Below are 9,655 nucleotides of genomic sequence, written 5' to 3' on the forward strand. Positions count from 1 at the left end.
GCAAGATAAAAGCCGCCCTGGTCGCGTCAGCGGGCCGTAGGCCTTAGGGCGGGGCTTTAGACCCAGTTTTTTGGTAACTGTTCCGGGGTGGGACGGGCAGGGGTGTCAATCACCGTGTGCTGAAAGCCTGTGGGCGTGGGAGTGGTGGGATCCCCGGCCAATACCTTGATAGGAAAGGATGATCCCCGTTCTGCCCAGCGAGAGGCCGAGCGATTGGGATCGGCGTCGATCAACAGGGCCATCCCCGACCCACCCGCAGGAGCTGCCCCTTGTTTTTGCTGAAGGTAGAGGGCCAAATGCACCGCTGTAGTGGTTTTGCCCACGCCCCCTTTGAACCCCAAGACCGCGATATTCATCTGCCACACACCCTCCCACCCTGGTTTTACTGCCCAGTTGCGCAGGCGGCAAGAGGCTAAAGTGGGCATTGGGGTCTTGGGGCAAATCGGAAGAGCCGGGCGCGGGGGGAAGCGTTCCCGGTTCCGCAATCTTTAGGCTTCGCCGGTAGGATATCCTTGGCTGGCATAACCGGCTGGCTTTGGAGAATCTGACCATGCCTCATCTCTCGCGATCCCATTCCTCCTTGGGCTTGGCTCGCTCTTGGTCTATTCCGCTGGGGTTGTGTCTGGCCCTGAGCATAAGCGCCTGTGGCGGCGGGGGTTCCAGTCGCCCGCTTCCCCCAGTCTCAGCTCCTCCCACAGGACGAATTGAGGGATCCCATTTCGACGATCTCAACGGCAATGGGCTGCGGGATCCGGGGGAGCCGGGGCTGCCGGGCATCGCCACCTTTTTGGACTTAAACGGCAATGGCCGCCTCGACCCGGGGGAGCCCAGCACCGTCAGCGATGCCAGCGGTAACTTTCGCTTCTCCAACTTGCCCCCTGGCACCTACCGCGTCACCGCCCTTTTGCCCCCAGGGCGAATCTTCACCACGCCGCGCTCAGGCTTGGGGCTGGAGCGGATTGTGGGCGGCAGACCTGCTCCCGAAGGGGCCTTTCCCTGGATGGTGGCCTTGCTGAACGCGGCTGAGCCGGATCCCTTTCGAGCGCAGTTTTGCGGCGGATCCCTGATCGCGCCGGAGTGGGTAGTTACCGCTGCCCATTGTTTTTTCGACGAACAAGGCAAGCAGGTAGTGAGTGCCCAAAATCTGGATCTGCTGTTGGGTACCAACCGCCTACAAATCGGCGCCGGTCAACGCATTCGCGCCGCGCAAATTGTCCTCAACCCCGGCTACAACCCCCAGGTGGGGAAACTTGGGGGGAACGACATTGCCCTGGTGCGCCTTTCTCGGCCAGTGGCTCTGGCCACCCTGCCGCTGGTGCAGCCCAACCAAACCAACCTGACAGCCCCCGGCACTGCCGCCACCATCCTCGGCTGGGGAGCCACCTTCCCCCGCGCCCTGGATCAAGAGCCCAGCGGCTTTCCCCGAGATTTGCAGCAGGCCACCGTTCCCATCGTCTCCAATGCGGTGTGCAACGCGCCCCAATCCTACAATGGCAACATTTTAGATACCATGCTCTGCGCCGGCTTTCCTCAGGGGGGAGTCGATGCGTGTCAGGCTGATAGCGGTGGGCCTTTGATTGTGTCCAGTGGCACGGGTTTTGCCCTGGCCGGAATCACCAGTTTTGGCATCGGCTGCGCCCAGCCCAATTTCTATGGGGTGTATACGCGGGTGTCTAGCTTCGCCGGTTTTGTGCAATCGGTAATCGGCAGTGCCCCCAGCCCAACTCCAGCACCACCCTCCCCTCCACCCCCCACCGGGACAACTGCTTCATTCGTTGTCAATTTGAGGGAAGGTGAGGTGGTTGCGGGGCTCAACTTTGGCAGCCGGCTACAGTGAATAGGAACTGTAGCAGCAAGCAGCGGGGCGGAGATGGTTTAGGATAGGGATCCCTGTTGTAACCGAGTCCATCCCATTGATTGACGGAGGAGATGTCTTGCTTATGACCCAAGTGACGATTGGCGAAAACGAAGGGATCGAATCGGCGCTGCGCCGCTTCAAGCGCCAGGTTTCTAAGGCGGGCATTTTGCGGGATTTGCGCAACCATCGGCACTTTGAAACCAACCTAGAAAAGCGCAAGCGCAAAGCGGTGGCCGTCCGGCGCAACCGCCGCAAGTCCATGGCCTAGGCTACTGCCGACACTCGGAAATCTGAACCCCTCTGAACAGGGCTTGTGGCCTTGCCTGAGGTTCTGACGTTAGTTTCTCGGAATCTGGGTTGGGCCAGCCTGCAGGGATCCGCTCAACACGTTAATTTCCAGCATCAGTTCTTCGCCAACATAGCTCTCGGGCAAAGGAGCAAAGGGGGCTGAGCGCTGGATGGCACTGAGCACGGCTGCATCCAACAGGGGATCTTCTGAGGGGGTTTGCAGGCGCAGTTCCCGCAGGGATCCCTGTCGATCCAGACGCACCTGCACCACCGTTACGTAGGATCCGGATGCTCGCCGTACCATCCAGTGTTGGCGAACCCTTTCTTGGAATTGAGCCAAGTAGTCTCCCCAATCCGGATCGGCGGTGGCATTGAGGCTGGGTGGGCCTGCCCGCGAGGACTCGATCCCACTGGTGCGACCGAAGTCGGAGTTGTGGGATCCGGTAGGAAAAGTCGGGGGCAAGGTGGGAGAAGGCTCTTCCAACGGGGCTGCGATCGGCTCTGGAGAGGGCAAAGTTGGATGCGGATCCGCTGGAGCCGACAGGTAGGGTTGTGGCAAAACCTCAGGAGAACTTGCTGCTCTTTCGGGTTGAGGCTTGAGGGATTGAGCAGGAGAGATCTGAGCCGATTTGGTCTCCACTGCTGCTGCCGAGGAGGTAGCCAGTAGGCTTTGCAGATGCTGACGATAGTCCTGCAGTTGCTGGCGCTGTGGAGAGGACAGAGGCCAGTGATCCAGCCATTCTTCCGTCAGATGTAGCGCCTCCGCCCAATTGTGATCGGCAACTGCCTGCTCCAGAGCTGCTAAACCCGCTGACAGATTTTCTAACCTGGCCTTTGGCTGCTGCTGAGGAGAGGCAGAGTCGCGGTTGGGTTGGGGCACCTCAAGCTCCCTTGGGGATGGGGGGAGGATCCCAGGGACAGGACTCCCTGCGGCTGAGGCGAGCAGAGGCTGTGCCGTTGCAGAAGTGACCTCTACCCATTCACCTGGACTGGCCACTTGCGACTGCCGCACCGATACATCGTCCCAGGGTTCAGAGACACCGGACTCACGGGCGGAGACGGGCGCAATCCACTGCGGCTCTGGGGGCGGCTCATCCGCCATCTCCACCCACTGAAAGGAGATTATCTCCTCCTCCGGGATCCCAGGCCGCCAACCCATCCAGCTCATCGCCATGAAATGCAACGCGATGAAATGCAACCCTGCCGAGAGCACGTTGGCCAGCCCCAGGCGCCAAGGTAAGGAGCGGCGTTCCTGCTGTCGTTCTTGTTGAGAACGGCTGAGGCGGGGCTCTGGATCCACCTCTCCGTCTGTCAAGCAATTTGCCTGGCTCTCAGCAGCCGGTTCTGGTTTGGGGGAGGTGGACTCTGCAGTAGGTTGGGCCGGGATCCCTGTGTTACGGAGATCTCGGTTGGGGTTCAATTCGTTTTGCACCTTTCCACCTCTCCCCACAGCCACATGCCAACAGAAGCCCACTGACACTTTTCTACTGTCAGAGGATCGCACAGTGCGTATCCTGGAGGGCACCTGGTTTATGCCTTTTGGTCGCAAGCTCAAAATCACCTACCCCAACGGCCTCATCCACATCATTTTCACAGCGGCTACCCCCATCGACGACCAAACCTCGCAGGTGGTGCAATTCTGTTTACGCAACGATTCGGAAGCAGAGGTGAGTGCTGAGAGTATCATCGCCTTCGATCGGCAGGTGACCCTTGAGGATCAACGGGTTCTGGAAAGCACCGACTATGACGTTCCCCTCGATATCAAGGCGGAGCAGCACATGTTTACCGATAAACCCAGCATCGTCATGCGTCGCAAGCTGGCTGCCCTCTTGAAAGCTCACGGAGAGGTGGAAGCGCGGCGGAGCAGGGATCCCGAACCCACGCCAATGGTCGGTCAGACCCAAAAGAGGGGCCGGAGCAGCCCCCCTTGGGTTTGAGAGTCTTGATTAGATTCCTCGTCAGAGCAGGGAGAGGCGCTCTCCTCGTAACTGGAACTACTTGATCTTGACGGTGGCGCCGGCTTCTTCCAGCTTCTTCTTGATGTCGTTGGCTTCCTCTTTGGCAACCCCTTCTTTGACGGGTTTGGGAGCCGCCTCGACCAGATCTTTGGCATCCTTCAGACCCAAGCCGGTCAACTCGCGCACCACCTTGAGGATGGCGATCTTCTTGTCGGCTGGCACAGCCTCGAGGATGACATCAAAGGCAGTTTGCTCTTCCACCGGCTCAGGGGCTGCCGCCGGAGCTGCCGCCGCCGCTGCCACAGGAGCTGCCATGACCATGCCGCCGGCTGGGGCTGCTGCACTGACGCCAAAGGTTTCCTCGATGGCTTTCACCAGCTCGGAAGCTTCCAGCAAGCTCAAGGCTTTCAACTCTTCCAAAATCTTTGCAACGCGCTCTGAAGACATGATGGTTTCTCCTTGGGGGTAACAGAATCGATACACAGGTTTGGGCTGATGAACTGAAGCCCTTTATGCGGCCTCCTTGTCGGCAATGGCCCGGATGGCCCGCCCCAGAGAGGCTGGGATCTCGTGGATACCGCGCGCCACTTGCGTGGGCACAGCATTGAGCCCGACCGCCAGGCCGGTGGCCACCGACTTGAGGCTGCCCGCCACTTGGGCCATGAGCACTTCCTTGGGCGGTAGCTCGGCGATGGCCTTGGCCTGCTCCAAGGTCAGGGATAGCCCTTCAATGCCAGCACCGCGGAACTCGGTTTTCTTGGTTTGCTTGGCAAAATCTTGATACGCCTTCAGGGCGGCTGAAATATCGCCCCGAATCAAGATAAAGGCCGTCAGCCCCGCCAAAAAGGGAATGATCCCTGCCCAAGCTTTTTGGTCGGCGATGGCTCGCCGCATCAGGGTATTCTTAACAACCATGCAAACCGAATCCGACTTGCGCAGCTCTGCCCGCAGTTGGTCCATCTCCGCAACGGTCAGCCCCTTGTAGTCGATCACCAGCACCATTTGGCTGGCCTGCAGCAGGGATCGGACTTTATCGACGATCTCCGCTTTCTTCGCTAAAGGTTGCTTGCCCATGCGCTCACCTCCTTTGTTGTCAATGGTCACCCAGGGTTAACGGGTGGTGAATCTGGGTTCTGCCAAACAGAATGCGTCCCAGCCGTGGCCGAGACGCATGGAGATAAGCGCACCCTCAAAAGCGATCCAAGAAGGGATCCCTTTGAACTTCGCTCAAACCTCGGCAGGACATTAAGCCCGCGGGCACCTGCTGTCTTCGGCTTGCTATTCAACTGGGGAAAAACGCTCTGCCGGGATCCTCCTCCAAATTCACTCACTCAAACCCTTTTCAACCCATCGCAGCGCCGAAGCCAGGCTTAGGTCGCCAACTTCAGCTCCCGCAGGGCATTGATATCAACCTCAATCGAGGGGCCCATTGTAGCAGAAACGTGTAGGGTTCGCCAATACTTGCCCTTGGCTCCAGAGGGACGGTTGCGATCGATGGACTCCTGCACTGCCTTTAGGTTCTCCAGCAGAGCTTCGACGGGGAACTTGCACTTGCCGAAGATCAAATGCACAATGCCGGTGCGATCCGCCCGGTACTCCAGCTTGCCGGCCTTGAACTCCTTAATCGCTTGGGCCAGATCCATGGTTACCGTTCCCCCCTTGGGAGAGGGCATGAGGCCGCGCGGCCCCAACAGCCGCCCCAGCTTAGCCACCTGGGGCATCACATCGGGGGTGGCGATCAGAAGGTCAAAATCCATCATGCCCTTGCTGATTTCCTCGATCAGGTCTTCATAGCCAACCCGATCCGCCCCTGCATTTTGGGCCTCCACCACTTTCTCGCCGCGGGCAATCACCGCCACTCGGATTTCTTGGCCGGTGCCCCTGGGCAAGACTACAGTGGTGCGCAGTTGTTGGTCGGCGTACTTGGGATCGATCCCCAGGCGGATGTGAACCTCTGCCGCCTCCTCAAATTTGGCGGTGGCCGTCTCCTTCATCAGGGCCAAAGCGGCTTCGGGAGCATAGGCAATGGGCTTCACCTTCTCCCGCAAAGCCTGCATACGTTTGGAAAGTTTTCGAGCCATCGTTTCTCCTCGGGGTACTGACGAGAACTTCTCTCCCCCACAGTGGTTTGCTAGAACAACTTTTTCAAGACCGTGAACACCTCAGACCGGGCAAGGGATCCCTCCATCAATCCACCACCGTCACCCCCATGCTGCGAGCAGTTCCGGCAATGATTTTCATGGCCGCCTCCACATCGTGGGCATTCAAATCCGGCAGCTTCTGCTCGGCGATCTGGCGCAGTTGAGCTCGGGTCAGGGATCCCACCTTGGTTTTGTGGGGCTCGCTGGAGCCAGACTCAATGCCCAGAGCCTTCTTGATCAACACCGAAGCCGGCGGCGTCTTGAGGACGAAGGTAAAGCTGCGATCCTCGAAGATGGAGATTTCAACAGGCACCACCATCCCGGCCTGATCCGCCGTCTTGGCGTTGTACTCCTTACAAAAGGCCATGATGTTGACCCCGTGTTGACCCAAGGCTGGGCCAATGGGGGGAGCGGGGGTGGCCTTGCCCGCCTGAATGGCCAACTTGACCACGGCCACCAACTTCTTAGCCATGAAACGCAGTTACACCTCTTTTCGCACTTGACCAAACTCTAATTCTACCGGGGTATCGCGCCCGAAAATCGAGATTAACGCCTTGAGCTTGCCCCGTTCTGGGCTGACCTCCACCACCTCGCCGTAGAAACCCTGGAAGGGGCCGGACAGCACCTCGATGCGATCCCCAGGGGCCATGTCGATTTTGAGGGGCACTTCCTCCACCTCGACGCTGCTGAAGATGCGCTGGACTTCGCTTTGGCTGAGGGGACGCGGTGTAACATGCCCCCGACCGCGACCGTAGGCCCGCTTTTCTTCGGTGCCGACAAAGTTGATCACGTTGGGGGTTGTTTTCACCACCATCCAAGTGTCGTCGTTCATGTCCATGCGCACCAGGACATAGCCGGGAAAAATCTTCTCCTCTTGCTCCTGGCGCTTGCCGGATCGATCCAGCTTGAAGCCCGTCCGCTTCGGGATCACCACCTCGACAATTTGATCCGCCACATCCAAAGCAGCCGCCCGTTGCATCAGGGTGCTCTTCACTTTGTTCTCGCAGCCTGAGGCCACCTGCACGGCGTACCAGCGCAGGTTGCGACGCTCTTGACCTTCCCCCTCGTCTGGTTCCGGGATCGCGTCTGCAGGCTCAAAGTGCTCCACACGGCCCCCACGACGTTTTCGCTGCTGCTCTGGCCTCATCACCTCACATCCTCCCTGTAGCCATCCTTGAACATGACTCTCTTGCCCCTCAGGACAGAACATCACAAGAACAGCTGAGTGGCTACCCAAGCAAACACTTGATCGACCAGGTAGATGAAGGAAGCAAAAGCCAACACAATCAGTAAGACCCCTACCGACTCGCCGATCAATTGCCGGCGGCTCGGCCAAACAATCTTGCTTAATTCTGTGCGGGTCTCTTGAATAAAACCCGGGATCCCTTTGGGTGCGGTGGAACTGTCTTTGGAGTGACCCCGGCTGGCGGGATCCAAACGCTGTTCCGTATCGGCTTTGCTGGAGGGGGTGCTCTTAACCACGGCGGTGTTCTCCTAATGGATCCCGAAAACGGTGTACCGCATTTCAGCAGGCACGGGATCGGCTTTGCGATCCTAACAGATTTACCGGGAATGGGATCCAACCTTAGGGAGTGGGGGTGGGCTCAGGTGCCAAGGAACCGGGAGAAAGCGGGAGGGAGCGGCGGCGGGATTGGTTAAATTGCTCCACAGCAGCATCAACGCTGGCCTTGCCGTCCCAGCGGGAAGCAGCACTTTGGCGGGAGAGGAAGTCGGCAGCCCGGAAGAGATCGTTGACGTTGATGCTGGTGCCATCCAACAGAGGGGGATTGCTGTCGCGGCGAATGGCATCGTTGACACTTCCGCTTTGGGCCAGGGCCACCCCAGAACCGCTCAGAACCGAGCTCAAGGCCATTCCCACCAGGAGCAGCACTGGGGGCGAGGGGATCCCACGCCAGCAGACGGGCGATGGATTCAGGAGACGGTTGAGAAGCTTGCCGAGCATTTTATTTCTCCGCTTCGTTTCCACGAGGGTGCTGCTCCGCCAGCCCCTCTACCAACAACTGCTGCTCTTCGGCGGTCAAGGGGCGCTTGGCCAACAGGTCTGGCCGCCTTTGCCAGGTTCGAACCAGCTGCTGCTGCAGACGCCAACGGGCAATGGCTTGATGGTCGCCTGAGAGGAGTACCGGCGGCACCTTGTGCCCCTGAAACTCTGGCGGGCGGGTGTACTGAGGATAGTCCAGCAGCCCCGCCTCGAAGCTTTCCCTCTTTAACGAGTCTACCTTGCCCACAGTGCCCGGCAAGAGCCGCACCACGCCGTTGATCAGGGCCAGCGCCGGAATTTCCCCCCCGGTCAGGACAAAATCCCCCAGCGACACCTCGCGGGTGGCCAGGTATTGGCGGATGCGTTCGTCAAAGCCTTCGTACTGGCCACACAGCAGGATCAGTTGCGCCTTCTGGGCCAGCTCCTGCAGCAGCGCCTGGTTCAGCGGTTGCCCCTGGGGCGTCAGCAGAATGATCTCGCAGGGATCCAACCGGGGCAGGGAGGCGACAGCAGCGAAGAAAGGCTCTGGCTTGAGCACCATGCCCACCCCACCCCCGTAGGGCTCATCATCGACACGGCGGTGCTTATCGGTGGCGAAGTCGCGTGGATTGGTGCAGTGGACTTCGGCGATCCCCTGCTGTAGGGCTTTGCCCACCAGCCCAATGCGCAGCGGCGTTTCAAAAAATTCGGGGAAAAGGGTAAGGATATCGAACCGCACAGGACTCAGGACGAGGTGCGCAACCGCTCCAAATCCAGGCGCAAGGACTCAATCTGATGGATCAGCTCCATCAACTCAGCCATCTCTTCTCTGGAGATAGCCGGCTTGTTGGGGGAGGAAGCTGGTGTCGGGGGAGCATTCTCGACAGGCGCTTCAGAGTCAGGACTTGCCGAGGGGGCGTTGGCGGCTGGATCCCTGAGACTCTCAACGTAACGAACTGCCTCCTGCTCGATCAACTCTCCCTTTTGCTCCAGCTCCGCCGCCAGTTGTCCCAAGTCCATCGAAAGGCGGTTGAGGTTTTCGGTGCGCTTTTCCGGGTCTTGCAGGATTTCCACCAGAGCAGTGGCTGTGCCGTAAAAAATGTGGCGAGCCCGCGTGAACCAATCTGAAGAGTGAGAACTCATGGCAGCAGAAAGAGGTGGGTTGTGGATTATTCTAGGCGATCCACCCGACGGGATGAGCCCAAGGATACAAGCAGAATACCCGGCGTTCGAGGACAGACTGGAGTCTAGTTCTCCAAAGTCTTGAGGGCAATCTCAACCTGAAGACAGGGTTTAATCGACGGCGCGGATCTCGCCACTGTTTAGGCGCTCCACAATCGATTCCAGCAGTTCGTGCTGATACATTTACGCTGAACACTGCTGAACATCACTGTTCAACTATGCAGCGATAGCATTCTGTTTGTTTCCA

General features: G+C 59.1%; 14 protein-coding genes and 1 other annotated feature. Of the genes, 3 read left to right on the forward strand and 11 right to left on the reverse strand.

Features of this window, described 5'->3' with window-relative positions; translation table 11 throughout:
- Positions 1-56: 56 nt before the first annotated feature.
- Complete coding sequence (locus NW870_RS12370) at positions 57-356, reverse strand: AAA family ATPase (RefSeq protein ID WP_414350991.1); 300 nt, start codon at positions 354-356, stop codon at positions 57-59.
- A 194-nt stretch (positions 357-550) separates the two neighbouring features.
- Between NW870_RS12370 and NW870_RS12375 the strand changes: the two genes are divergently transcribed.
- Both NW870_RS12375 and rpsU read left to right on the forward strand, forming a co-directional pair.
- A complete protein-coding gene (locus NW870_RS12375; protein WP_414375529.1) occupies positions 551-1,837 on the forward strand; it encodes a trypsin-like serine protease in 1,287 nt (428 codons plus the stop codon).
- 103 nt (positions 1,838-1,940) lie between these two features.
- Entirely contained in the window at positions 1,941-2,126 is a 186-nt protein-coding gene (gene rpsU / locus NW870_RS12380) for a 30S ribosomal protein S21 (RefSeq protein WP_011432857.1), read from the forward strand.
- Between the two features lie 69 nt (positions 2,127-2,195).
- On the opposite strand, the gene NW870_RS12385 is transcribed toward rpsU, so the two are convergent.
- Positions 2,196-3,578 (reverse strand): TonB family protein, encoded by a 1,383-nt coding sequence (locus tag NW870_RS12385; RefSeq protein ID WP_414375531.1) that lies wholly within the window; start codon positions 3,576-3,578, stop codon positions 2,196-2,198.
- 73 nt (positions 3,579-3,651) lie between these two features.
- On the opposite strand from NW870_RS12385, the gene NW870_RS12390 reads away from it, so the two are divergent.
- Complete coding sequence (locus NW870_RS12390) at positions 3,652-4,083, forward strand: hypothetical protein (protein WP_414375532.1); 432 nt, start codon at positions 3,652-3,654, stop codon at positions 4,081-4,083.
- A gap of 57 nt (positions 4,084-4,140) precedes the next feature.
- Here NW870_RS12390 and rplL read toward each other — a convergent pair whose 3' ends face one another.
- From rplL to NW870_RS12435, 9 genes are all read right to left on the reverse strand, one after another.
- A complete protein-coding gene (rplL, locus tag NW870_RS12395; protein ID WP_414329114.1) occupies positions 4,141-4,551 on the reverse strand; it encodes a 50S ribosomal protein L7/L12 in 411 nt (136 codons plus the stop codon).
- Between the two features lie 63 nt (positions 4,552-4,614).
- Positions 4,615-5,178, reverse strand: a complete 564-nt coding sequence (gene rplJ, locus NW870_RS12400) for a 50S ribosomal protein L10 (RefSeq protein WP_414375534.1) — start codon at positions 5,176-5,178, stop codon at positions 4,615-4,617.
- Positions 5,179-5,236: 58 nt separating this feature from the next.
- Positions 5,237-5,396 (reverse strand) — a sequence feature (ribosomal protein L10 leader region).
- Between the two features lie 78 nt (positions 5,397-5,474).
- Positions 5,475-6,185: a 50S ribosomal protein L1 gene (gene rplA, locus NW870_RS12405; protein ID WP_011432850.1), complete on the reverse strand. Its 711-nt coding sequence runs from the start codon at positions 6,183-6,185 to the stop codon at positions 5,475-5,477.
- Between the two features lie 106 nt (positions 6,186-6,291).
- On the reverse strand, positions 6,292-6,717 hold the full coding sequence (rplK, locus tag NW870_RS12410) for a 50S ribosomal protein L11 (RefSeq protein ID WP_011432849.1): 426 nt from the start codon (positions 6,715-6,717) through the stop codon (positions 6,292-6,294).
- Positions 6,718-6,726: 9 nt separating this feature from the next.
- Positions 6,727-7,392, reverse strand: a complete 666-nt coding sequence (gene nusG, locus NW870_RS12415; protein ID WP_011432848.1) for a transcription termination/antitermination protein NusG — start codon at positions 7,390-7,392, stop codon at positions 6,727-6,729.
- Between the two features lie 62 nt (positions 7,393-7,454).
- Positions 7,455-7,727, reverse strand: a complete 273-nt coding sequence (gene secE / locus NW870_RS12420) for a preprotein translocase subunit SecE (protein ID WP_011432847.1) — start codon at positions 7,725-7,727, stop codon at positions 7,455-7,457.
- A 103-nt stretch (positions 7,728-7,830) separates the two neighbouring features.
- Positions 7,831-8,208 carry a hypothetical protein gene (locus tag NW870_RS12425; protein WP_414375536.1) on the reverse strand — a complete coding sequence of 126 codons (378 nt, stop codon included), beginning with the start codon at positions 8,206-8,208 and terminating at the stop codon, positions 7,831-7,833.
- Between the two features lies 1 nt (position 8,209).
- Positions 8,210-8,965: a tRNA (guanosine(37)-N1)-methyltransferase TrmD gene (gene trmD / locus NW870_RS12430; protein WP_414375537.1), complete on the reverse strand. Its 756-nt coding sequence runs from the start codon at positions 8,963-8,965 to the stop codon at positions 8,210-8,212.
- 5 nt (positions 8,966-8,970) lie between these two features.
- Positions 8,971-9,369, reverse strand: a complete 399-nt coding sequence (locus tag NW870_RS12435; protein ID WP_414329472.1) for a hypothetical protein — start codon at positions 9,367-9,369, stop codon at positions 8,971-8,973.
- Between the last annotated feature and the right edge of the window lie 286 nt (positions 9,370-9,655).

The organism is Synechococcus sp. R50.1 (genome assembly GCF_047462115.1).
In the GTDB taxonomy this organism is placed as follows: domain Bacteria; phylum Cyanobacteriota; class Cyanobacteriia; order Thermostichales; family Thermostichaceae; genus Thermostichus.